Here is a 21,649-nt window from a genome sequence, read left to right on the forward strand (position 1 = left end):
GCTATGCGATCATAGTGGGACATAGGGCGCCACGATAGAAGAGCGACCGGGCGGAAACTTGGGGCTTTCGCCTTTCAGGTCGGACGACTTTCGACCCCGAACACCTTATGCGCAACCAGCGGATAGACCACGAAAAGGGTGATCGCGAGCAGAAGGAACTCGGCCCCGTAAACAAAGAAATAGGGGGTCGCGACACCGAACAGAGACGAGAGCGGCGAGGCGAGGATCACGTCTCGCGCGACGCCGCCCAATGCGATCGCCACGCCCGCCGCAGTGGCCTGCACCGCGCCCCAGGCCCCCAGCGCAAGGCCAACCTGCTCTTTCGGGGCGGCGCGCATCGTGGCGGTCAGCGTCCCGTGGCCGAACAATCCCGCACCGAAACCCGCCAGCGCCGTGCCCGCGATGAAGATACCGGGCGATTGCAAAGTGGCCGAAAAAGTGATCAGCGCAAAGGCCGGCAGCCCAACAAGCGCGCCCCCGCCGGCCATCACCATCGGATCGGCACCGCGGCTGAGCACACGCGAGGCGAGCGCGAAACCGATCAGGCTGCCCGCGGCCAGCGTGGCAGTCAGCCGCGTGGTCGAGGCCACGCTCATGCCCAAGACCTGCCCGCCATAGGGTTCCAGCAGCACCTCGGCCAGACCGAAGCCCATGGTGCCCAATCCGATGATCCAGAGCAGCCGCCGCGGGTTCGCCCCACGCATGAACAGCGCCCACGCCTCGGAAAAGCTGGGATCGGGTTCGGGGTTCACACGCTGCCGATAGGCGCGATCTCTGTCGCGCGCCTCCATCTTCCAGATTGCCAGCACGTTGAACACAAGTGTCATCACGGCAGCGCCCTGGATCACCTGGATCAACTTGGCGTGGAAGAAATTCTCGAGAAGTTTTCCAAACAGCAATGCACTTATGATCATGCCGACCAGCATCATCACGTACATCAGCCCGACGACATTGGGCTGGTCCTCGCGCGGAGCGAGGTCGGTAGCCAGCGCAAGGCCCACGGTCTGGACGGTATGCACGCCCGCCCCGACCAGCAGGAAGGCCAGCGCCGCGCTGACGAGCCCGACCCATTCGGGCGCGCCAGCTGCGTATTCCTGGCCCGACAGCACGATCAGCGCCAGCGGCATGATCGCGAAGCCGCCCCACTGCAGCAACGTCCCCTTCCAGATATAGGGCACACGGCGCCAGCCGAGGGCGGATTTGTGCGTATCGGACTTGTAGCCGATCAGCGCACGGAAAGGCGCGAAAAGAAGCGGCAGGGAAATCATTACGCCGACCAGAGAGGCGGACACCTCAAGTTCGACAATCATCACCCGGTTCAGAGTCCCGACCAGGAGCACCATTGCCATACCTACCGACACCTGGAACAGCGCCAAGCGTAACAGGCGGCTCAGGGGCAGGTCGTCGCTTGCGGCCTCGGCGAAAGGCATGAAGCGCATTCCCGCGCTTGCGATGCCGTTGACCGCCATCCGGCTCAGTCGATTCATGCGGTCGCACTCCACACGGCGCGCGCAGGCGCATCCGTAGAATGTTTGCCCGCGGGGGCGCGTTTCCACCTCAGGACCCGACAACCCGGGCCGGAGATGCGAAGGCCGAGGACAGATCCCCGGCCTTCGCCATGTTCTTCACATCGGCCGATCGGCCTCAGGCGATGTCGGTTTCCGACGCGGTGATCACGGCAGCTTCTTCGAAAGCGCCTTTGTAGTAGTCAGCCATCCAGCCGGTGTTCAGCACGAGCATCAGGTGCACGAGGAACGAGCTGATCGCCACGGCGCTGAGGAACAGCGGGATACCGACGGTCGGCTTAACGACGAGCCACATTTTCGCGTTATTCATACCTTGGTACCTCCGATTAGCCGAGCCACGGCGTGCCGACGGCCGCCAGGAAGTGCGCCACGAGCGCGATGGCGCCGAAAACGCGAGTGCCGTCGATGACTTGCTTGTGCACTTCTTCGGCTTCGGCGAGGGTCAGGCCGGTCGGCCAGACTTTGTCAGGATCGTCAGTCATATTGTCGTCTCCCCAATATGGTTTCGACTGCGTTGCGTGCAGAACCTGCACTCTCGTCGACAACGCCTGACCGGTCAGCTGCTTTCTTTTCAGTCCGCGACGCCACCGGTCCGGCCTCGTCACTTAGAAACGATGTCACAAGGAATTGACGTTGGCAATGTCAACGTAGGCTTACACCCCCCCAATATCGTGCGGCATATTGGACAGCGCTGACAGCCTGTCGCAGCCCTTCGGACAGCCTGTCGCAGGTCCGGCCCGCGAGTCGCCCTGCGACCGCGCGGACTATTGATCTTGCTGCCCGCCAGTGGGGTAATGGCGCGCGCCCTAACGCAATTCGTCCTTCGTGCCGGGCCCCAGGCGCCACGCCGCGAAACGATCCAAAGGAACCAGGAGGAATCACGATGAAATATTTCTGGGACGACTTCATGCCCAAGCTGGCCAGCAAGCAGCACATGACAGACGTGAACATCGACCGCGAAAAAAGCACGACGCCCTTCTCCGACATGCTCGGCTTCGCGACGCTCTCGGACCGCAAGTCCGCCACCGAGCTGAAGACCGACAACCCGACGCCGCTGTCCAACCAGATGGGCTGGCCGCTGCTGGGCGGCACGGGCGAGGGCAATGTCGACCTCACGGACGTTGACCCCTATCCGCTGTCCTCGCGGATGGGCTGGAAGCTGCTGTCCGACCGCAAATACTACGGCGTCGCGGCGCATCAGCAATAACGCACGACACCCCAGGGCGCCCGCGCCGGCCAACAGGCCCGCGCGGGCGCTTTGCGTTTCGGCCCGGGATATCGTGCCAGGCGCCGTGAGCAGGCGGACAGGCAGAACAATATCCACGCACGCACAATCATTGTTGCGCGAATTCCCTTAAATCCGAACGAAACGCTCTGTTTCGGGAACGCTTTGGCCCGAGTCGCGCCACAATTGCCGCGCCCACTCGTCGGGTGAGCGTCCTCAGCCGGGGGCGCGTCAGGAGGGATCAAGCCGAAAGGAATGCGAAATGCCCGGCCCGAGTAGTAGCGATCAAAACGTGGCAGCGGCCAAGCCACCATCAGGCACAGTGGCCCAATCCACGCCGAAACCCGGTCACAGCCCGGTTTTCAGCAACTGGGCCAGCATTTAGGCCATGCCCCGCAACGGGCCGGTTCGGAAAATCCGATCCGAACCCGCGCGGAGCACGGTTCCAGGCAAGAAACTTGCCAAGTTCTTTCGGAAAACTCCGGGGCGCTCAGCCCACCAGTTCGAGCCCGGAGAAGAAGTAGGCGATTTCCTCTTTCGCGGTGTCCTCACCGTCCGACCCGTGGACCGAGTTTTCGCCGATCGACAGGGCGAATTCCTTGCGGATGGTGCCCTCGGCCGCCTCGGCGGGGTTGGTCGCGCCCATCACCTCGCGATTCTTTGCGATCGCGTCCTCGCCTTCCAGAACCTGCACAACGATCGGTTCCGAGGCCATGAACTCGCACAGTTCGTCGTAGAACGGGCGTTCCTTGTGCACGGCGTAGAACACGCCGGCCTGCGCCTTGGTCAGGTGAATCCGCTTCTGCGCGACGATGCGCAGACCCGCGGCTTCGAGCTTGGCATTGATCGCGCCGGTCAGGTTGCGCTTGGTCGCGTCGGGTTTGATGATCGAAAAGGTGCGCTGGATGGCCATGTCGGACTGTCCTCGTTTGCTGCGGCGCCACCCCCTTCGGGCCGGCGCGGGAAAAATCGCGGCCCTGCTAGCATGGGGTCCCCGCCTTGAAAAGCCGCGATTGACGGGACGCCCGGGCTCGGGCACATGCCCCCTATGCTGCGGATCGACGACATTTCCTTCGCCATCGAAGGCCGCCCGCTGTTCGAGCGTGCCTCGGCGGTGATTCCCGATGGCCACAAGGTCGGCCTTGTGGGCCGCAACGGCGCGGGCAAGACCACGCTGTTTCGTCTGATCCGGGGCGAGCTGGCGCTGGAATCGGGCGAGATCGCCCTGCCCGCGCGTGCCCGCATCGGATCGGTCGCGCAAGAGGTACCGGGCTCGGAGGTGTCTCTGCTGGACACAGTACTGGCGGCCGATACCGAGCGCGCCGCCCTGCTGGCCGAGGCCGAGACCGCGACCGACCCGAACCGCATCGCCGAGATTCAGACCCGGCTTGCCGATATCGACGCCTGGTCGGCCGAGGGCCGTGCGGCTGCGATTCTCAAGGGGCTCGGCTTTACCGAAGCGGAACAGGCGATGCCCTGCTCGGCGTTTTCGGGCGGCTGGCGGATGCGGGTGGCGCTGGCCGGCGTGCTGTTCGCGCGGCCCGATCTGTTGCTGCTGGACGAACCCACCAACTATCTTGACCTCGAAGGGGCACTTTGGCTCGAGTCCTACCTTGCGCGCTATCCACACACGGTAATCCTGATCTCGCATGACCGTGGACTTCTGAACCGCGCCGTTGGCCACATCCTGCACCTGGAGAATCGTCGGCTTACGCTTTACGCGGGCGGTTACGACGCCTTTGCGCGCGCCCGAGCGGAAACCCGTGCGGTGCAGGCTGCCGAAGCCCGCAAACAGGCGGCGCGGCGCGATCACCTGCAAAGCTTCGTCGACCGGTTCCGCTACAAGGCCTCGAAGGCCAAGCAGGCCCAGGCGCGGATCAAGATGCTGGAGAAGATGGAGCCGATCACCGCCCCCGAGGATGCGGCGCGCACCGTCTTCACCTTTCCCCAGCCCGAAGACCTGTCGCCCCCCATCGTCGCGATGGAAAGCGCGAGCGTGGGATACGACGGCAAACCGGTCCTGTCGCGGCTGACGCTGCGGATCGACCAGGACGACCGGATCGCGTTGCTGGGACGGAACGGCGAAGGGAAGTCGACCTTTTCCAAGCTTTTGGCGGGCAAGCTGACCCCGCTGTCGGGCCGGATCACACGGGCTGCAAAGCTGAAAGTAGGCTATTTCGCCCAGCACCAAGTGGACGAGTTGCATCTGGACGAGACGCCGCTGGACCATATCCGGCGCGAACGCCCCGAAGAAGCGCCTGCAAGGTTGCGCACACGATTGGCGGGATTTGGCCTTGGGGCCGACCAGGCCGAAACCGTGGTCGCGCGGCTTTCGGGCGGGCAGAAGGCGCGGCTGTCGCTGCTGTTGGCCACGCTGGACGCACCGCACCTGCTGATTCTAGACGAGCCGACAAACCATCTGGATATCGAAAGCCGCGAGGCGCTGGTCGAGGCGCTGAACACCTATTCCGGCGCGGTGATTCTGGTCAGCCACGACATGCACCTGCTGTCGTTGGTCGCCGACCGCCTTTGGCTGGTGAAGGATGGCCGCGTCCGGCCCTATGAGGATGATCTCGACGCCTATCGGCAGATGCTTCTGGCATCGGACGCGCCTGCCGGGGCCAAACCGCCGAAGGTCGCACCAAAGAAGCCGTCGCGCGAGTCGATGATGGCCGCCCGCGCCGAGGTGCGCAAATGCGAACAAAGGGTCGAGAAACTGACCGAGATGCGCGAGAAACTGTCGGTCAAGCTGGCCGACCCTGACCTTTACGAAGCGAGCCGCCAGGACGAGCGCCTGCTTTGGCAACGCAAGTTCGCCGAGGTCGAGGAGGCGCTGGAACGGGCCGAGGCGCTGTGGATGGCTGCGCTGGAAACCCTTGAGGAAACAGGTGGCTGAGGGATGGAGCTGACTTTCTACATCAGCGCCTTCGTGACGCTTTTCGTGGTGATCGATCCGATCGGGCTGGCGCCGATGTTCGTTGCGCTTACCCAAGGGGAGGGAACACGCGAGCGGCGCGCCATCGCGCTCCGCGCCGCCGCCATCTCGGTGGGTTTGCTCACGCTTTTCGGAATCTTCGGCGAACAGGTGCTGGGTTTCGTTGGGATTTCCATGCCAGCCTTTCGGATCGCGGGCGGGATCCTTCTGTTCCTGACGGCACTCGACATGCTGTTCGAACGCCGTGCGAAGCGTCGCGAGGATCAGGCCAATGACGACCGGCCCGATCCATCCGTTTTTCCCTTGGCCACGCCCCTGATCGCGGGGCCGGGCGCGATGGCGACGATGATCCTGCTGAACGGTGCGGTCGAGCGCGAACCGCTGGCGATGCTGTTCATCCACCTCGTGATGATCGCGGTGATCGCGCTGGTGCTGCTGATGTTCCTGGCCGCCGGACTGATCGAGCGCGCCCTGGGACGGACGGGAATAAACGTGGTCACGCGGCTTCTGGGTATGCTTCTGGCCGCGCTGTCGGTGCAGTTCGTCCTCGACGGTTTGCGGGATTTCGGGCTTGCGCCGGTCTGACGCATCTCGCGTGCCACCCCCGCCTCCTTATATCCAAGTGCAATAACGGTGAAAGGACATCCATGCCCGGCGACGACATTGCACGGCTTATCTATCTGGCACTGCTCGGCGCGGCGATCGCCGGGTATTTCCTTTTGGCGAACAGGCACCGCCTGGGCCAGGTCGCACAGCAGGCGGCGATCTGGGGATTGATCTTCATCGGCGCGATCGCCGGTGTCGGCCTATGGTCGGACATTCGACAGGACGTGATTCCGCGGCAAACCGTCTTTGCCGAGGAGTCGCGCATCGAAGTACCGCGCGCGCCCGATGGGCATTACTACCTGACCATCGACGTGAACGGCGCACCGGTCCGCTTTGTCGTGGATACCGGCGCAACCGACGTGGTTCTGACCCGCGCCGATGCGGAACGGGCCGGGCTCGACCCCCAGACACTTGACTATTTCGGCGAGGCACGCACCGCGAACGGGGTGGTGCGCACCGCCCCCGTGCGGCTGGAGCGGATGGCGCTGGGCCCCATCGAGGACCGCGGCGTGCGCGCCTTTGTCAATGCGGGCGAGATGCGGGAATCGTTGCTGGGCATGGGGTATCTGAACCGGTTCGAGCGGATCGAGGTCGTCCGCGACCGGATGATCCTGTCCCGCTGAGGCGCATACATCAGGGGCAGATTCGCCGGTAATAGGTAAAGATCAGCGGGCGCGGGCGTGATGGGCCGCGACGGGCGAATGCATCGGAATAGGGAATTTCCTCGCGAGTGATCACATAGCACCGGGCGAACGCGGGCATGGCGGCAAGCTCGGCATCGCCCAGGAACCAGGGCCGGTCTAGGGTCGTGCCTTCGGCTGGGCCCAGGATCACGAAATCGGGTGCGCGCGATAGCACATAGGCGCCGTCCCCCTTGGAATGGCCGGGGAGGCGCTGCATCGGCGCGACCAGCGGAAAGCTTTCGCGCCGCGCGATAACGGGGTCGTTCAGGCCAAGGCCGTCTATGAAGGTCATGGTGTCGGCGTGAAAAGGCGTCGAACCTGCGGTGTGCAGCGCGACTAGGCTGTCGCCGGGCCAGGTCGCAGCGATGTGCCGGCCGACGATCTGCCCCACGAAGGCGGCCGGGTCCATCCGCAGCGGCGGGACCAGCACAATGGCCGCAGCCGAAACGGCGGCGACCGCCCCCGCCCCGCCGATGGCCAATGACTTGCCCAGCCCCGAAAATGCAACCGCACCCAGCAAAAGAAGCGGCGCGACCAGAGGCACCAGCACCCGCCCCGCGATCATGTGGTCGCCCCCGGAATAGCCGATATAGCCCAGTTGAAACCCGACGGGCAGCGCGATCAACCCGACCAGCCGCGGCGCACGCCCCGTGGCGGCAACCAGCACCGCCAGGGTAGCGGAAAGCACGGGCCCCGCAAGCCAGGGGAGCGACTGCGCCAAGAACTCTGGCAGGTAGGCCAGGCGCAAACCGAGCGCGGTGCCGATCTTGGCGTGAAAGGTCAGCGGCAGCGCCTCGCCGTAATAGGAGAACCGCCACCCCATATGCGCCAAGGCCACCGCGGCAGGCAGCGCCGCCACCAGCGTCGCACGGCCGAACCGCACCAGTGGCCGCCCCGAACCGAACAGTGCAACGCCGAACGCCAGACCCACTATGAACACCGCGGCATCCATCCGCGTCAGCACCGCCGCCGAAAGCCACAGCGCCGCAGCCAGTGCCGGGCCCCATCGCCCGTCACCCCGTTCGGCGGCCAACACGGAACTGACACCGCCCAACAGAAGCGCTGCCAGGAACGGCGCCTCCAGGCCACCCAGCGCCCAGACCGCCAGCCCGGGCACGGCTGCCGTGACAAGCACCGTCAGCGACCGCAACATGGCATGCTCGGGCCCGGGCAACGCCATCCGCAGCGCCCTTGCCTGCAAAACGATCAATCCCGCCAGGGCCGCAATGTTCAACCCCTGCGCCGCCCAGATCGGCGGGATGTCCAACCGGATCAGACCGGCCGTCAGCAGAACATGCAGGAAGTTCGTATACCCCTCGACCCTTTCGCCCAGGTTCCATTCCAGGACACCGTACTCGGCCAGATGGCGTGCATAGCGCAGCGAGATAAAGGCGTCGTCATGCAGGAAATCGCGGTTACGCAAGAGCAGCGCCGCCAGGATCGCCCAGCCAGGGGCCACGACCAGCGCCTCGATGCCCACCTGCCCTGCGTGACGCCTGTTCATAGGCTGCCCGTCCGTTGTTGTGCCTGCCCCTGCCTACACCGGGGCCGCGTGGAACGGAATCCCCGTGCGCTTAGGGGAGTGGCGGCCGCGGGCGGCATGGCGGCGCGCGCTCAGTCGCCGGTTTGCCGTTTCATTTCCCAACGCCCGGAGTTTTCGGACCAGTATTGCGCCGCGATGCCGGCCGCCGTCAGTTGCCGCCACTGCTCGCGTGCAGTGTCGAGCGCGGCCGGATCGTTACCGTCGAACAGGATGCAGACCCGTTGCATCGCGCCGGCCTCGTCCGGGGTGACCGGCGCACCATCCACGGCCATCAGGCAGGCGGCGCCGTTTGGCGCCGCTCGCTCCGTGGTCAGCAGGACCGGTTGATCGGCATCGAACGTCCCGCCCACGCGGCCATGTGGCAGGAAACCCTCGCCCATCCACAGCTTTTCGTCGAGCCAGTCGAGCTTTCTTGGGTCGGTGCCACGTATCGCAACCCGCCAGCCCTTGGCCAACGCCTTTTCAAGAAGCGACGGCAACGTCACCTCGAGCGGGCGGCGGGTCAGGTGATAGAAAAGCGCTGTGCCCATGGCGTGGCTCGCTTGCGGGTCGTCAGCGACAGTTGAGCGCGGGGAGCGCGGCAACGCAAGTGCCGGCTCCTCGCCCATGCCGCGCGCCGTCAGCCCTCGAAGCGGTCCGCAACCAGCCGGTCGAGTGCCAGAACGCCCCAGCCGGTCGGCCCCTTCGGTGCGAGCATGGTTTCCTCGGGGGTACGGGCGACGCCCGCGATGTCGAGGTGGATCCAGGGGCAGTCGTCCTTGACGAAGCGCTGAAGGAACTGTGCCGCGGTCACCGCCCCCGCCTGCCGGCCGCCGGTATTCTTGATGTCGGCGATCTGCGACTTGATCTGGCGGTCATAGGCCTCGCCCAGCGGCATCCGCCAGGCGCCTTCTCCCTCGGCCGCGGCGGCCTTCAGGAAATCGGCGCAAAAGGCGTCGTCATTGGCGAAGACGCCTGCGTTGTGGTGGCCAAGGCCGATGATGATCGCCCCGGTCAGGGTGGCGAGGTCGACCATGCCCGCGGGCTTGAACCGGTCCTGCGCATACCAAAGCACGTCGGCCAGCACGAGCCGCCCCTCGGCGTCGGTGTTGATCACCTCGACCGTGTCGCCCTTCATGGTCTTGACGATATCGCCCGGACGCTGCGCCTTTCCGTCGGGCATGTTCTCGACCAGCCCCACCAGGCCCACGACATTGGCCTTGGCCTTGCGCAGCGCAAGCGTGCGCATGACGCCCGCCACGACGCCCGCGCCGCCCATATCCATCGTCATCTCTTCCATGCCCTGGGCCGGTTTGATGGAAATGCCGCCGGTGTCGAACACGACACCCTTGCCGACCAGGGCCAAAGGCGCCTCGCCCTTCTTGCCGCCACTCCATTGCATCACAACCACCTTTGACGGGCTTTCCGATCCCTGCCCGACGGCCAGCAGCGCGCGCATCCCCAGCTTGGCCAGGTCCTCTTCTTCGAGGATCTCGACATCGAGGCCCAGCTCGTGCATCGCCGCAAGCCGCGCGGCGAAATCGTCGGTGGTCAGCACGTTGGCGGGCTCGTTCACCAAGTCACGGGTGAAAAAGACGCCCTCGGCGCGGGCGGCCATGGGGCCCGCCTCGGCGGCAACAGCCTCGGGTTTCGAAACCATCACGCGCACCTCGCCGGGCCGCGTCGCCTCGGACGTCTTGTGATCGGTGAACTCGTAGGCGCGCAGCGCAAAGCCGAACGCGATGTCGGCCGCCCGCGCATTCGACCCGGCCAGCACCAGAACATCGGCGGCCCCCTGCCGCCTGGCCAATGCGGCCCCTGCCCGGCGCGCGTCCTCTTGGCTGGCGCGCTTGTCCAGGCGGACCACGTCGACCGCCTCGGCGTTCAGGTGGGCGGGCCAGGCCAGCGTTGCCGCCTCGCCAGTTTTCAGCTTGCCGAAGGCGTCGCTTTCGACGAAGCGCGCGAGGGCTCCCTTCATAAGCCGGTTCACCCTGCGGGCCGCAGGATCCAGCTTGCCATCACCGCCGACGAAGACCGCAATCCGCCCCGATGCTTGCGAAATGACTTCGAGATCGGTTTCGGCGAAGGTGATCGCGACGGGCATGGTCATGGTCCGGCTCCCAGTTCCTGAACGGTTTCGACCCTACCTAGTCTCCCATCCGGCCCTTGACCAGATAGCAGTTTCCGCCCCCCGTCGATTGGTCTAACGTCCTCCGCGACCCGTGATGTCCTTGGGGGGACATGTGCCGAGATTCGACCGATACCTGCTTGCGCAGCTGACAATCCTGTTCGGCTTCTTCGCGCTCGTGCTGGTGTCGATCTACTGGGTGAATCGGGGCGTTTCCCTGTTCGAGCAACTGATCGGCGACGGGCAATCGGCGTTGGTCTTCCTGGAATTCGCCGCACTGACACTTCCCAACGTGATCCGCCTGGTGCTGCCAATCGCGGCCTTCGCGGCGACTGTTTATGTCGTCAACCGGATGATCTCGGAGAGCGAGTTGGTGGTAATGCAGGCGCTGGGCTGCAGCCCATGGCGGCTGGCACGGCCGGTGCTGGTCTTCGGCCTACTGGTGGCTGCGCCCATCGCGGTTCTGACCCATGTTCTGGTCCCGGCCAGCCGCGCCCAGCTGGACGAACGGCGGGACGAGATTTCGCGCGATATCGCCGCGCAGTTCCTCAGCGAGGGCCAGTTCCTTCACCCTGCCCGTGGCGTGACGCTCTATATCCGCGAAATCACCGAACGGGGCGAGTTACGCGACATCTATCTATCGGATGCGCGCAGTCCCGAAACGCGGGTGACCTATACCGCCAAGCGGGCGCTTCTGGTCGATGGCGAAACCGGGCCGAAGCTGGTGATGTTCGACGGCATGGCGCAATCGCTGAAAAGGGCCGACCGGCGTCTTGCGACCACCAGTTTCGCTGATTTCGCCTATGACATCGGCGCGCTGATCGACACCGCGCGGATTCGACCGCCGCGGCTGGAGGTGATGCCGACCGCGGCGCTCTTGAACCCCACCGACGAGATGATCGAGGCCACCGGCGAGCCGCGCGCGGTGTTCCTCTACGAGGGGCACGCGCGCAATGCGCAGCCGCTTCTGGCGGTCGCCGGGGCACTGATCGGCTATGGCGCCCTTCTGGTCGGCGGGTTCAGCCGCTTCGGCGTGGGGCGCCAGGTGCTGATGGCGATCATCCTGCTGATCGGAGTGAACCTCCTTAACAACGCCGCGGCCGACATCGCGCAAAGCAACGCGGCTCTGTGGCCAGTGACCTATCTGGCCCCTCTCATCGGCACGGGCATCGGTGCCGCGATGATCTGGGCCTCGGCGCGCCGGCGAAGTGTGCCCTCGGGCGCCGCCACAACAGGCCGGGGCGAGGTGCGGCCATGACGCTCCACCTCTATTTTGCGCGCAAGTTCACGCTGCTGGTGCTGGGAATTTTCGGGTTCTTCGCCGCGATCATGGTGGTGATCGACATGGTCGATCAGCTGCGTCGCTTCGAGATCGGCCGGATCGGCCTGACCGAGGCGCTTCACCTCTCGGCGCTGAAGGTGCCCGGAGAGCTATACACGATCCTGCCGCTGGTCGTGGTGCTGGCCACGGTCGCCCTGTTCCTGGGGCTTGCGCGCACATCCGAACTGGTGGTGACGCGGGCTTCGGGCCGCTCGGCGCTGCGCGCGCTGATCGCGCCCGTCGTAACGGCACTGGTCCTGGGGGGCATCGCGGTCGGCCTTATGAACCCGATCGTGGCGGCCACGTCCAAACAATACCGGATCGTCACCGACCGCTACAAGACCGGCGAGGTCAGCGTGCTGTCGGTCAGTTCCGAAGGATTGTGGCTGCGCGAGGGCAGCGCCGAGGGGCAGATCGTGATCCGCGCCGCCCGCGCCAATGCCGAGGCGACGCGGTATTTCGACGTCACTTTTCTCGCATTCGACCGCGATGGCAGCCCGGACTGGCGGATCGAGGCGGCGGAAGCGACACTGACCGATACGGGCTGGGAGGTGGAAAACGCCAAGCGCTGGCATTTCGGCGGGGAGAGCCCGAACCCCGAGCTTGACGCCGTCGAGCAAGACCGCCTGATGCTGGCCTCGGAAATGACGCGCGAGCGAATCCGCGACAGCTTTGCGCAACCCTCGGCCATCGCGATCTGGGATCTGCCCGATTTCATCTCGGCGCTGGAACGCGCCGGTTTCTCGGCGCGCGCGCATCGCGTGTGGTTCCAGATGGAGCTGGCCCTGCCGTTGATCCTGGCGGCGATGGTGCTTATGGGGGCTGGCTTCACCATGCGCCACACCCGGTTCGGGCGAACCGGGCTGATGGTAATGCTGGCGCTGGGCCTCGGGCTCGGGCTTTTCTTCCTTCGCAATTTCGCGCAAGTCTTGGGAGAGAACGGGCAGATCCCGGTGGCACTCGCCGCCTGGAGTCCGCCGGCTGCGGGAATCCTGTTGTCGCTGGGGCTTCTGTTGCACCTGGAGGATGGTTGATGCGGCGTCTGTCCGCCCCCTTTGCCATTATGGCCGCGGCACTCGCGGCAGCGGGGCCAGACCTGCCGGGGGCCGCGTATGGCCAAGGCCTGCGCGCCGAGGCGCCCGCCGAACAGCCACCGGCAGCCACACTTATCGCGGACCGGGTCAGCGTGGGCGAGTTGAACCAGCTCATCGCCGAGGGCAATGTCGAGGTTTTGTATGGCGAGGCCCGGTTGTCGGCATCGAGGGTGGTCTATGATCGGCAGGGCGAGCGGCTGAGCATTGAGGGGCCGATCACCCTTACAACCGGCCCCGAGACCGTCCTTGTGGCCGACAGCGCCGAGCTGTCGCCCGACTTGACCGAGGGCATCCTTCGTTCGGCGCGCATGGTGCTGAACCGCCAGCTGCAGATCGCCGCGGCAGACATCCAACGCATCGCGGGGCGCTATAACCGGCTGGACAGGACGGTGGCATCGGCGTGTCGGGTTTGTTCCGAGAGTGAAGTGCCCCTGTGGCAGATCCGGGCGCGCCGGATCATTCAGGACCAGCAGGAACTTCAGCTGTATTTCGACCATGCCCGACTGGAAGTCATGGGCGTCCCGGTCTTCTACCTGCCGCGGCTGCGGGTGCCCGACCCGGCCCTGAAACGCGCCACCGGCTTTCTGACGCCGAGCATCAGGGTAACCGACCAGTTGGGCACGGGCGTCAAGATCCCTTATTTTTTCACGCTTGGCGACCACCAGGACCTTCTGCTAACCCCCTATGTTTCGACCGGGCAGACCCGAACGTTGGAGCTGCGCTATCGGCGGGCGTTCCGGAACGGCGATATGGAGGTGAACGCGGCCGTCTCGCGCGATGATCTGGAACCGGGAGAAACCCGTTATTACCTGTTCGCCGAGGGTGGTTTCGACCTGCCGAAAGATTTTCGCCTGGATTTCGGGATCCAGGGTGTCTCGGACACGTCCTACCTGTTGGATTACGGCTATGACGACACCGACCGGCTGGAAAGCGAGCTTTCGCTGACCCGCGTGCGACGGGATCAACTGTTCGCCGGCGACCTGATCTATTACCACACGCTGCGCGACTCCGAGAGCAACCAGACGATCCCGTTCCTGATCGGCGAGGTCAGCTACACACGGCGGGTCGAACCCGCCGCGATCGGCGGGATCGCCAATCTGACTTTTTCCGCGGATGGATTTCAGCGCCGCCTGAACGATTCATCGGGTGACGGACTCGACATGGCCCGCGTTTCGGCCGAATTCGATTGGCGTCGCGACTGGGTGCTGAACAACGGGATGGTGCTGGCCACCGAGGCCGCGCTGGATATCGACCATTTCCGCGTCACCGACGACGCGGTTTACGAGGGCAGCTCTACCCGCACGATGCCAGCGGCCCTGGTCGAACTGCGCTGGCCGCTGGTCAAGTCCGGCGCCGATGGCGTCACACATGTGCTGGAGCCGGTCGTGCAACTGGCCTGGAGCCGCGAGGAAGACAGCGACACCCCCAACGAGGACAGCGTGCTTGTCGAGTTCGACGAAGCGAACCTGTTTTCGCTGACCCGTTTCGCCGGCGAGGACGCGCGCGAGGCAGGGCTGCGCGCCAACCTGGGCGTGGGCTGGACCCGATACGATCCGGCGGGCTGGTCGCTTGCGCTGACGGTCGGGCGCATCTGGCGGGAAGAAGACCTTGGCCAGTTCAGCGAAGGATCGGGGCTTGACGGATCGAGTTCCGATTGGCTTGCCGCGGTGCAACTGGACCTGCCGGGCAATTTCAGCCTGTCGAACCGGGCATTGTTCGATGACGGGTTCGATGTCACTCGGAACGATCTGAGGATCGACTGGGACACCGACCGGGTCGAGCTGAGTTCCAGCCTGCTGTGGGCCGATGCAAATGTCGACGAGGACCGCAACGAGGATCAGGCGGACTGGGTGATGGACGCCGCATATGAATTCCGCCCCAACTGGATCGGCAAGGCCGACTGGCGTTATGACTTCGTCGCCGACGAGGCCACGCGCGCCGGTATCGGGCTGGAATATCGTAATGAATGCGTGACGGTCGATCTTTCCCTCTCGCGTCGGTTCACCTCGTCGACTAGTGTAGAGCCGAGCACGGATTTCGGCCTCACGGTGTCGCTTGCAGGCTTTGGCGCAAAGGGCGACGGGGCGCGGCGGGCGCGGCGCTGCGCCCGGTTCTGAGAGCAGGAAGAAACGGAGGAAGGGAATGATCCGACGGATGGGCCTGGCGGTCGCGGCCGCGCTGGCGCTTATGGGCGCCGGAATGGCCGCCGCGCAACAGGGCGGCCCCTTCGCACCGCGGGTGATTGTCAACGACAAGGCGATCACGAATTACGAACTCGACCAGCGCGTCCGTTTTCTGCGTCTTCTGGGCAATCCGCCCGAAATCGAGAAGGTCGCGCTCGAGGGGCTGATCGACGACCGCCTGCGGATGGCCGAGGCCGACAGGCTTGGCCTCACGCTCACGCCCGAGCAGGTCCGCGAAGGCATGGAGGAGTTCGCGGCGCGCGGCAACATGACCGCCGAACAGTTCCTTTCCGCGATCGGACAAGCCGGGGTCGCCGCAGAGACCTTTCGCGACTTCGTCGAGGCCGGGCTGATCTGGCGCGACGTGGTGCGCGGCCGTTTCGGGCCACGTGCGCAGATCACCGAGGCCGAGATCGACCGCGCCCTTGCGATCACCTCGCCGCAGACCGCCGGGGCGGTGGCGCAGGTGCTTTTGTCCGAGATCGTGCTGCGTGCCGACACGCCCGAGCGGCGCGCAGAAGCGCTGCGGATCGCGCGCGACCTGCGCCGGTCAATCCGCAGCGAAAGCGATTTCGCGGCCGCGGCGCGGCAGTATTCCGCATCGCGCAGCCGCGGCGAAGGCGGCCGGATGGGCTGGATGCCACTGTCGAACCTTCCGCCTGACGTCGCAGGCCAGGTATTAGCCTTGCGTCCCGGCCAGGTTTCGGAACCGGTCGAACTCGAGAACGCCATCTCGCTGTTCCAGTTGCGTGCACTGCGCGAAAGCGGGCCAGTCTCGCCCGAGGCAGTATCGGTCGAATACGCGCGTTTCCTGATCCCCGGCGGGTCGCTGGCAGACGCGATGCGTGTGCGCGCGCAGGTGGACAACTGCGACGATCTTTACGGCGTGGCCCAAGGCCTTCCCGAAGATCGCCTGAGCCGCGAGGTCAAGCCGGTGGCCGAGGTGCCGCGCGACGTGGCGCTGGAACTTGCCAAGCTTGACGAAGGCGAGATTTCCTATGGCCTTTCGACCCCGCAGGTGGCGGTGGTGCTGATGCTGTGCGGGCGCACGCCCGACCTTGGCGGTGGCATGGTCGACCGCGAGGCGGTGCGCCGCCAACTGCTGAATCAGCGGCTGGCTGGTTATGCCGCCAGCTATCTGGCCGAACTGAAGGCCGACGCCATCATCCGCGAACCATGAGCGACCGGCCGATCGCACTGAGCTGCGGCGAGCCGGCAGGGATCGGCCCCGAGATTGCGGCCAAGGCATGGAAGGTACTGGGCGCACGGTTGCCGTTCTTCTGGATCGGCGACCCGGCGCACCTGCCCGAGGGCACGCCGCATGCCGAGATCCACATACCCGAGGACGCGCTGCACGTGTCGGCCACTGCGCTACCCGTACTGCGCCTTCCCTTTCCTTCGCCCGCCGTGCCCGGGCGCCCCGCGCCCGAGAACGCCGCCGCCGTGATCGAAGCGATCGCCCGCGGCGTGGAACTGGTTCAGGAGGGCCGTGCCGCCGCGCTGTGCACCGCGCCGATCAGCAAGAAGGCCCTGAAGGACGGGGCGGGCTTCGCCTATCCCGGCCATACCGAGTACCTTGCGCACCTGGCTGGCGTCGACCGCGTGGTGATGATGCTGGCCTGCCCGGCGTTGCGGGTGGTACCGGTGACGATTCATATTCCCCTGTCCGAGGTGACCGCAGCACTGGATGCGCGCCTGCTGGAGGACACGATCCGGATCACACATGCAGCGCTGATCCGTGATTTCGGGATCGAGACGCCACGTCTTGCCGTGGCGGGGCTGAACCCCCATGCCGGCGAAGGCGGCACGATGGGGCGCGAAGAAATGGAAATGATCGAACCGGCGCTGGATCGGCTGCGTGCCGAGGGCATTGTCCTGACCGGCCCCCTGCCCGCGGACACGATGTTTCATGACCGCGCCCGCCAGGGTTACGATGCGGCCATTTGCATGTATCATGACCAAGCGCTCATCCCGATCAAGACGCTGGATTTTGCGGGTGGGGTGAACGTAACTTTGGGAATGCCGTTCATCAGGACCTCTCCCGACCATGGTACGGCGTTCGACATCGCGGGCCAGGGCCGGGCGGATCCCTCCAGCCTGGTCGCCGCTCTGGAATTGGCCTGGCGGATGGCCCGGACGCGAGGGGCTAGCGGAGGGTGAGGGACGTAACGATTATGGGGAGGTACTGCCCCGATGAAACCAATTTGGCGCAAAGCATTTTCGCTGAAACGCGTAGGGCTGTCGGCCCGGGCGACACTGTTGTTCGTGGCCTTCGCACTCCAGAACGCCGAAGAGACGCTTTTCCTGCCCGGTTGGCTGGAGGCGCAGCGACCGGAGTTCGACTGGCCGGGACCGGCGCAGTACGGTGTGGCGGCCATGCTGTTGACACTGACCGCGGCGGGCATCGTGATCCTGTCGGGGCAACGCCGGTTCGCCGGGCTTTGGGCCTGGGCGCTGGCCTGCCTGTCGGGGGCACTCTTGATAAACGCCGTGACCCATGTGCTGATGTCGATCGCAAATCTCAGTCTGATGCCCGGTGTGATCTCGGGCGTGGTGCTGATGGGGCCGGTGGCGATCTGGATGCTGGCGGGCCTTGTCGAAGAACAACGCCTGTCCCTGCGCGGGGCGGCTGTGGCAACGTTGATCGGCACGGCGCTGACGCCGCTGGCTTCGGGCGCGGCGCTGCGCGCGTCGGCATGGCTGCTGACCTGAGGCTGCCTGCGGGACGCGTGGCATGAGCGCCATAGATGGGCTGCCGCCACTCCGCCAGGTCATCGCGACGCATGGGCTGAGCGCCAAGAAGGCGCTGGGACAGAATTTTCTTTTGGACCTTAACCTGACGGCCAAGATCGCGCGTATGGCGGGCGATCTGGCGGGGGCGGATGTGCTGGAGATCGGGCCAGGCCCCGGCGGGTTGACGCGCGGCCTTTTGGCCGAGGGGGCGCGGCATGTGCTGGCGGTCGAGAAGGACGCGCGCTGTATGGCGCCGTTGGCCGAGATCGCCGCCGTCTATCCTGGACGGCTGGAGGTGGTGAATGCCGATGCGCTGGACGTCGATGCCGCCGCGCGGCTGACCCCGCCGATCAAGGTTGTCGCGAACTTGCCCTATAATGTGGGTACCGAACTTCTGGTGCGCTGGTTGACGCCAGAGGTCTGGCCCCCCTTCTGGGACAGCCTGACATTGATGTTCCAGCGCGAAGTGGCAGAGCGGATCATCGCCACGCCCGGATCCAAGGCCTATGGCCGGCTCGCGATCCTTGCGCAGTGGCGATGCGATGCGCGGATCGCAATGCGGCTGCCCCCCGAGGCGTTCACGCCGGCGCCCAAGGTGGACTCGGCCGTGGTTCACCTGAAGGCCCTGCCCGGACCCCGTTTCGAAGCCGATCCGAAGTTGCTGGAGCGCGTGGTCGCGGCGGCCTTCAACCAGCGACGCAAAATGCTGCGGGCAAGTCTGAAGGGGCTTGCCCCCGATATCGAGGATCGGCTGCGGATGGCTGGGCTTTCTCCGACCGACCGCGCCGAACAAATTTCGATAGAAGGTTTCTGCGCCCTGGCCCGCACCCTTGCAGACTAAGCCGCGAGAGAAGACGGCGGGCGGGCCTCGGTGCCATCGGCCGCCGTCAATATGCACCCTTCACTCGGCAGCAGGTGCCTGCGCCTGGTCCGGATCCTCACCCGGCTCGGCAGATGCCGATTTCGCGGCACGCGGCTTGCGCGCGCGGCGCGGCTTTTCCGGCTTTTCGGCAGGCTTTTCCTCCGGTGTCTCGACCAAAGTGCTACCGCTGTCGTCCTCGGCAAGGTCGATCACATCGGCACCACCGTTGCTGCCACTACCGCCGACTTGCGCCTCGGACTCGTCGGGCTGTGCCTCGCGCCGGGGTTGCTGATCGCCGCTATCCTGGCGTTCATCCTGCCGGTCACGGCCGCCACGATCACGTTCGCGGTTCTGCTGGGCCTCCTGCTGTTCGCGGCGGGCCTCCTGCTCGCGTTGGGCCTCGCCCAGAAGGCGGGCGTAATGCTCGGCATGCTGCTGGAAATTCTCGGCCGCGACGCGGTCGTTTCCAAGCTGGGCATCGCGGGCGAGCTGGTTATATTTCTCGATGATCTGCTGCGGCGTGCCGCGGACCTTGCCCTCCGGCCCGGAACTGTCGAAGACCCGGTTGACAATGTTGCCCACCGAGCGTGAACGGTTCGACTTGGACCGCGAGCGTGACTTGGATGGTCTCATGCTTTTACTGGTATCCAGCTTTATATTGGCGTGTTCGGCAGGGCCTTGCACCGCTCAAGCGATCCGGCCTTCACCGAGTCCTCTCTGCCGACCTTTGTCTGGCTTGTCCTGCGCGGGAACGCCGTTCCGGTGTGCCCGCGGCCCGTCCCCGGGCCTGCGCGGTTCCGAGTAAACACGGCCACCACGCGCTGACAAGAGGAAAATACACCAATTGCGGCGTTTTGGCGAGGGGTGCGCGCGGCGCGCAACGCATTTTGCGCTACGCCCCCGGTGCCGCGGCGCGAGCCTCGACCGCTCGGTGACGTTGATCGAGATCGGTATGCAGGGCGACGATTTCAAGACCCGCGGCGCACAGGATTTCCCTGACCGCCGGACCCTGCGTCGGGCCGATCTCGACGAGCAGCCGTCCGCCGGGCTCCAGATATCCGGGGGCGGCCCGCGCGATCGCGCGATAGGCGGACAGCCCATCCCCCTCATCGGTCAGCGCCCCCCGCGGTTCATGGGACAGTTCCGGGGCGAGGCCGGGCATTTCCTCTGCCGCGATGTAAGGCGGGTTCGACACGATCAGGTCAAAGCGTCCTGTCACATCGCCGAACCAGTCCGCTCTGTGGAACTTGGCGGTGGCGATCCCCAGACGGCGGGCATTCTCGCGTGCGACGGCCAGCGCAGCCTCGGAGATATCCGTACCGACGCCGGTCGCTTCGGGCCGTTCGGCCAGCAGCGTCAAAAGTATACAGCCCGAACCCGTCCCGAGATCGAGAACGCGGCGGAACGGCGTGGCAAGTGCGACCTCGACCAGTGTTTCGGTCTCGGGGCGCGGATCGAGCACGGCCGGCGTGACACTGAATTCGCGGCCATAGAACGCGCGTATTCCGATAATGTGCGAGACCGGTTCGCGGGCCAGACGGCGCGCCAACACCGCCTCGAAACGCAGGGCGGCGTCGGCGGGCAGCGGATCGGGCAGAACCAGTGTCAGCCGACCGGGTTCGATCCCCAGCACATGGGCCAGAAGCCGGCGTGCATCGCGCGGGGCGTCGGGAATGGCGGCAGCGGTCAGACGGCGAGTGGCCTCGGCCAGCGCCCGGTTGACCGTCATGCCTCCATCTCGGCCAGCTGGCTGGCCTGGTCATCTGCGATCAGCGCGTCGATCACCTCGTCCAGGTCGCCCGCCATCACCTGGTCGAGCTTGTAGAGCGTTAGGTTGATCCGGTGGTCTGTCATCCGGCCCTGGGGAAAATTGTAGGTGCGGATGCGCTCGGACCGGTCGCCCGAACCGACCTGCGATTTCCGTGTGGCGGCGCGTTCGTCAGCGGCCTTCTGGCGTTCCATGTCGTAAAGCCGCGCACGCAGCACGGCCATGGCGATGGCACGGTTCTGATGCTGGGATTTTTCCGAGCTTGTCACCACGATGCCAGTGGGAATGTGGGTGATCCTGACCGCTGAATCTGTGGTGTTCACATGCTGGCCACCTGCCCCGCTGGCGCGCATCGTGTCGATACGGATATCGCCGGCGGGAATGTCGATATCCACCTCTTCGGCCTCGGGCAGCACGGCGACCGTGGCGGCCGAAGTGTGGATTCGCCCACCCGATTCCGTCGCGGGCACCCGCTGAACGCGATGCACACCCGATTCGTATTTCAGCCGGGCGAACACGCCCTCGCCCTGCACGCTGGCGACGACCTCCTTGATACCGCCAAGCTCGGTCTGGCTCTCCTCGAGGATCGAGAATCTCCATCCCTTTTCCTCGGCGTAGCGCTGGTACATGCGCAAGAGATCGCCCGCGAAAAGCGCGGCCTCCTCGCCGCCGGTACCGGGCCGGATTTCCAGGATCGCGGGACGCGCATCGGCCGCGTCCTTGGGCAAAAGGGCCACACGAAGCGCCTGTTCCATTTCCGGCAGCCGATGGCGCAGGTCGGGCAGTTCCTCTTCGGCCAGCGCGCGCATCTCTGGATCGTCCAGCATCGCCTCGGCTTCGTCGATATCGGCCAGAAGCTGGCGATAGGCGGCAATCTCATCGACCACGGGCTTGAGTTCCGCGTATTCGCGACCGAGCTGCGCGAAATCTGCGCCTGCGCCTGCGCCTTCGGCAAGCTTCGCTTCGAGGAATTCGAAGCGGCGGGTGATCTGGTCGAGTTTCTGCAGGGGAACCATGGCTTTCTGTGGCTCAAGGGCAGGCGGCGGTCAAGGCCCCCGCCCGA

General features: G+C 65.6%; 21 protein-coding genes. 11 read left to right on the forward strand and 10 right to left on the reverse strand.

Annotated elements, in window-relative coordinates:
* Positions 1-74: 74 nt before the first annotated feature.
* The 3 genes from EV662_RS06840 to pufB all read right to left on the reverse strand — a co-directional run bounded on the left by EV662_RS06840 (position 75) and on the right by pufB (position 2,008).
* On the reverse strand, positions 75-1,487 hold the full coding sequence (locus EV662_RS06840; protein WP_132461411.1) for a PucC family protein: 1,413 nt from the start codon (positions 1,485-1,487) through the stop codon (positions 75-77).
* A 157-nt stretch (positions 1,488-1,644) separates the two neighbouring features.
* Positions 1,645-1,836: a light-harvesting protein gene (locus EV662_RS06845; protein ID WP_132461412.1), complete on the reverse strand. Its 192-nt coding sequence runs from the start codon at positions 1,834-1,836 to the stop codon at positions 1,645-1,647.
* Between the two features lie 16 nt (positions 1,837-1,852).
* On the reverse strand, positions 1,853-2,008 hold the full coding sequence (gene pufB / locus EV662_RS06850) for a light-harvesting antenna LH1, beta subunit (protein ID WP_132461413.1): 156 nt from the start codon (positions 2,006-2,008) through the stop codon (positions 1,853-1,855).
* Positions 2,009-2,409: 401 nt separating this feature from the next.
* Here pufB and EV662_RS06855 point away from each other — a divergent pair, with 401 nt between their 5' ends.
* Positions 2,410-2,733, forward strand: coding sequence for a hypothetical protein (locus EV662_RS06855; RefSeq protein WP_132461414.1), 324 nt, complete (start codon positions 2,410-2,412; stop codon positions 2,731-2,733).
* A 508-nt stretch (positions 2,734-3,241) separates the two neighbouring features.
* Here the strand turns inward: EV662_RS06855 and ndk are convergent.
* Positions 3,242-3,664 carry a nucleoside-diphosphate kinase gene (ndk, locus tag EV662_RS06860; protein ID WP_132461415.1) on the reverse strand — a complete coding sequence of 141 codons (423 nt, stop codon included), beginning with the start codon at positions 3,662-3,664 and terminating at the stop codon, positions 3,242-3,244.
* A gap of 135 nt (positions 3,665-3,799) precedes the next feature.
* Between ndk and EV662_RS06865 the strand changes: the two genes are divergently transcribed.
* From EV662_RS06865 to EV662_RS06875, 3 genes are all read left to right on the forward strand, one after another.
* On the forward strand, positions 3,800-5,647 hold the full coding sequence (locus tag EV662_RS06865; protein WP_132461591.1) for an ABC-F family ATP-binding cassette domain-containing protein: 1,848 nt from the start codon (positions 3,800-3,802) through the stop codon (positions 5,645-5,647).
* Positions 5,648-5,650: 3 nt separating this feature from the next.
* A complete protein-coding gene (locus tag EV662_RS06870; RefSeq protein ID WP_132461416.1) occupies positions 5,651-6,271 on the forward strand; it encodes a MarC family protein in 621 nt (206 codons plus the stop codon).
* Positions 6,272-6,333: 62 nt separating this feature from the next.
* The gene (locus EV662_RS06875) at positions 6,334-6,915 is read left to right on the forward strand and encodes a retropepsin-like aspartic protease family protein (RefSeq protein WP_132461417.1); all 582 of its coding nucleotides are present in this window, start codon (positions 6,334-6,336) and stop codon (positions 6,913-6,915) included.
* Positions 6,916-6,925: 10 nt separating this feature from the next.
* On the opposite strand, the gene EV662_RS06880 is transcribed toward EV662_RS06875, so the two are convergent.
* The 3 genes from EV662_RS06880 to EV662_RS06890 form a co-directional block, all read right to left on the reverse strand.
* Positions 6,926-8,479: a hypothetical protein gene (locus EV662_RS06880; RefSeq protein ID WP_132461418.1), complete on the reverse strand. Its 1,554-nt coding sequence runs from the start codon at positions 8,477-8,479 to the stop codon at positions 6,926-6,928.
* Positions 8,480-8,589: 110 nt separating this feature from the next.
* The gene (locus EV662_RS06885) at positions 8,590-9,048 is read right to left on the reverse strand and encodes a DNA polymerase III subunit chi (RefSeq protein ID WP_132461592.1); all 459 of its coding nucleotides are present in this window, start codon (positions 9,046-9,048) and stop codon (positions 8,590-8,592) included.
* An 89-nt stretch (positions 9,049-9,137) separates the two neighbouring features.
* Positions 9,138-10,607: a leucyl aminopeptidase gene (locus EV662_RS06890; RefSeq protein WP_132461419.1), complete on the reverse strand. Its 1,470-nt coding sequence runs from the start codon at positions 10,605-10,607 to the stop codon at positions 9,138-9,140.
* 133 nt (positions 10,608-10,740) lie between these two features.
* On the opposite strand from EV662_RS06890, the gene lptF reads away from it, so the two are divergent.
* The 7 genes from lptF to rsmA are packed head-to-tail and all read left to right on the forward strand — an operon-like array spanning position 10,741 to position 18,797.
* A complete protein-coding gene (gene lptF / locus EV662_RS06895; RefSeq protein ID WP_132461420.1) occupies positions 10,741-11,883 on the forward strand; it encodes an LPS export ABC transporter permease LptF in 1,143 nt (380 codons plus the stop codon).
* The gene (gene lptG, locus EV662_RS06900; protein WP_132461421.1) at positions 11,880-12,980 is read left to right on the forward strand and encodes an LPS export ABC transporter permease LptG; all 1,101 of its coding nucleotides are present in this window, start codon (positions 11,880-11,882) and stop codon (positions 12,978-12,980) included. The genes lptF and lptG overlap by 4 nt, the downstream gene beginning before the upstream one ends.
* Complete coding sequence (locus EV662_RS06905) at positions 12,980-15,157, forward strand: LPS-assembly protein LptD (protein WP_132461422.1); 2,178 nt, start codon at positions 12,980-12,982, stop codon at positions 15,155-15,157. The genes lptG and EV662_RS06905 overlap by 1 nt, the downstream gene beginning before the upstream one ends.
* Complete coding sequence (locus EV662_RS06910; RefSeq protein ID WP_341799058.1) at positions 15,105-16,403, forward strand: peptidylprolyl isomerase; 1,299 nt, start codon at positions 15,105-15,107, stop codon at positions 16,401-16,403. The genes EV662_RS06905 and EV662_RS06910 overlap by 53 nt, the downstream gene beginning before the upstream one ends.
* Positions 16,400-17,383: a 4-hydroxythreonine-4-phosphate dehydrogenase PdxA gene (gene pdxA / locus EV662_RS06915; protein ID WP_132461424.1), complete on the forward strand. Its 984-nt coding sequence runs from the start codon at positions 16,400-16,402 to the stop codon at positions 17,381-17,383. The genes EV662_RS06910 and pdxA overlap by 4 nt, the downstream gene beginning before the upstream one ends.
* Before the next feature lie 33 nt (positions 17,384-17,416).
* The gene (locus EV662_RS06920; protein WP_132461425.1) at positions 17,417-17,935 is read left to right on the forward strand and encodes an HXXEE domain-containing protein; all 519 of its coding nucleotides are present in this window, start codon (positions 17,417-17,419) and stop codon (positions 17,933-17,935) included.
* 22 nt (positions 17,936-17,957) lie between these two features.
* A complete protein-coding gene (gene rsmA, locus EV662_RS06925) occupies positions 17,958-18,797 on the forward strand; it encodes a 16S rRNA (adenine(1518)-N(6)/adenine(1519)-N(6))-dimethyltransferase RsmA (RefSeq protein ID WP_132461426.1) in 840 nt (279 codons plus the stop codon).
* 60 nt (positions 18,798-18,857) lie between these two features.
* On the opposite strand, the gene EV662_RS06930 is transcribed toward rsmA, so the two are convergent.
* The 3 genes from EV662_RS06930 to prfA all read right to left on the reverse strand — a co-directional run bounded on the left by EV662_RS06930 (position 18,858) and on the right by prfA (position 21,602).
* On the reverse strand, positions 18,858-19,451 hold the full coding sequence (locus EV662_RS06930; protein WP_132461593.1) for a DUF4167 domain-containing protein: 594 nt from the start codon (positions 19,449-19,451) through the stop codon (positions 18,858-18,860).
* A 259-nt stretch (positions 19,452-19,710) separates the two neighbouring features.
* Positions 19,711-20,547, reverse strand: a complete 837-nt coding sequence (gene prmC / locus EV662_RS06935; RefSeq protein WP_132461427.1) for a peptide chain release factor N(5)-glutamine methyltransferase — start codon at positions 20,545-20,547, stop codon at positions 19,711-19,713.
* Positions 20,544-21,602 (reverse strand): peptide chain release factor 1, encoded by a 1,059-nt coding sequence (prfA, locus tag EV662_RS06940; protein WP_132461428.1) that lies wholly within the window; start codon positions 21,600-21,602, stop codon positions 20,544-20,546. The genes prmC and prfA overlap by 4 nt, the downstream gene beginning before the upstream one ends.
* Positions 21,603-21,649 lie beyond the last annotated feature (47 nt).

Source organism: Rhodovulum marinum (assembly GCF_004343075.1).
GTDB classification, from domain to species: domain Bacteria; phylum Pseudomonadota; class Alphaproteobacteria; order Rhodobacterales; family Rhodobacteraceae; genus Rhodovulum; species Rhodovulum marinum.

What these genes read in the sequence shown, in the direction of transcription:
- EV662_RS06885 (WP_132461592.1), bottom strand. Translation starts at nt 9,048, where the DNA reads ATGGGCACAGCGCTTTTCTATCACCTGACCCGCCGCCCGCTCGAGGTG.
- lptG (WP_132461421.1), top strand. Translation starts at nt 11,880, where the DNA reads ATGACGCTCCACCTCTATTTTGCGCGCAAGTTCACGCTGCTGGTGCTG.
- EV662_RS06880 (WP_132461418.1), bottom strand. Translation starts at nt 8,479, where the DNA reads ATGAACAGGCGTCACGCAGGGCAGGTGGGCATCGAGGCGCTGGTCGTG.
- EV662_RS06865 (WP_132461591.1), top strand. Translation starts at nt 3,800, where the DNA reads ATGCTGCGGATCGACGACATTTCCTTCGCCATCGAAGGCCGCCCGCTG.
- EV662_RS06890 (WP_132461419.1), bottom strand. Translation starts at nt 10,607, where the DNA reads ATGACCATGCCCGTCGCGATCACCTTCGCCGAAACCGATCTCGAAGTC.
- pdxA (WP_132461424.1), top strand. Translation starts at nt 16,400, where the DNA reads ATGAGCGACCGGCCGATCGCACTGAGCTGCGGCGAGCCGGCAGGGATC.
- rsmA (WP_132461426.1), top strand. Translation starts at nt 17,958, where the DNA reads ATGAGCGCCATAGATGGGCTGCCGCCACTCCGCCAGGTCATCGCGACG.
- EV662_RS06875 (WP_132461417.1), top strand. Translation starts at nt 6,334, where the DNA reads ATGCCCGGCGACGACATTGCACGGCTTATCTATCTGGCACTGCTCGGC.
- EV662_RS06845 (WP_132461412.1), bottom strand. Translation starts at nt 1,836, where the DNA reads ATGAATAACGCGAAAATGTGGCTCGTCGTTAAGCCGACCGTCGGTATC.
- EV662_RS06920 (WP_132461425.1), top strand. Translation starts at nt 17,417, where the DNA reads ATGAAACCAATTTGGCGCAAAGCATTTTCGCTGAAACGCGTAGGGCTG.
- EV662_RS06870 (WP_132461416.1), top strand. Translation starts at nt 5,651, where the DNA reads ATGGAGCTGACTTTCTACATCAGCGCCTTCGTGACGCTTTTCGTGGTG.
- EV662_RS06930 (WP_132461593.1), bottom strand. Translation starts at nt 19,451, where the DNA reads ATGAGACCATCCAAGTCACGCTCGCGGTCCAAGTCGAACCGTTCACGC.
- prfA (WP_132461428.1), bottom strand. Translation starts at nt 21,602, where the DNA reads ATGGTTCCCCTGCAGAAACTCGACCAGATCACCCGCCGCTTCGAATTC.
- EV662_RS06905 (WP_132461422.1), top strand. Translation starts at nt 12,980, where the DNA reads ATGCGGCGTCTGTCCGCCCCCTTTGCCATTATGGCCGCGGCACTCGCG.
- pufB (WP_132461413.1), bottom strand. Translation starts at nt 2,008, where the DNA reads ATGACTGACGATCCTGACAAAGTCTGGCCGACCGGCCTGACCCTCGCC.
- EV662_RS06840 (WP_132461411.1), bottom strand. Translation starts at nt 1,487, where the DNA reads ATGAATCGACTGAGCCGGATGGCGGTCAACGGCATCGCAAGCGCGGGA.
- ndk (WP_132461415.1), bottom strand. Translation starts at nt 3,664, where the DNA reads ATGGCCATCCAGCGCACCTTTTCGATCATCAAACCCGACGCGACCAAG.
- prmC (WP_132461427.1), bottom strand. Translation starts at nt 20,547, where the DNA reads ATGACGGTCAACCGGGCGCTGGCCGAGGCCACTCGCCGTCTGACCGCT.
- EV662_RS06855 (WP_132461414.1), top strand. Translation starts at nt 2,410, where the DNA reads ATGAAATATTTCTGGGACGACTTCATGCCCAAGCTGGCCAGCAAGCAG.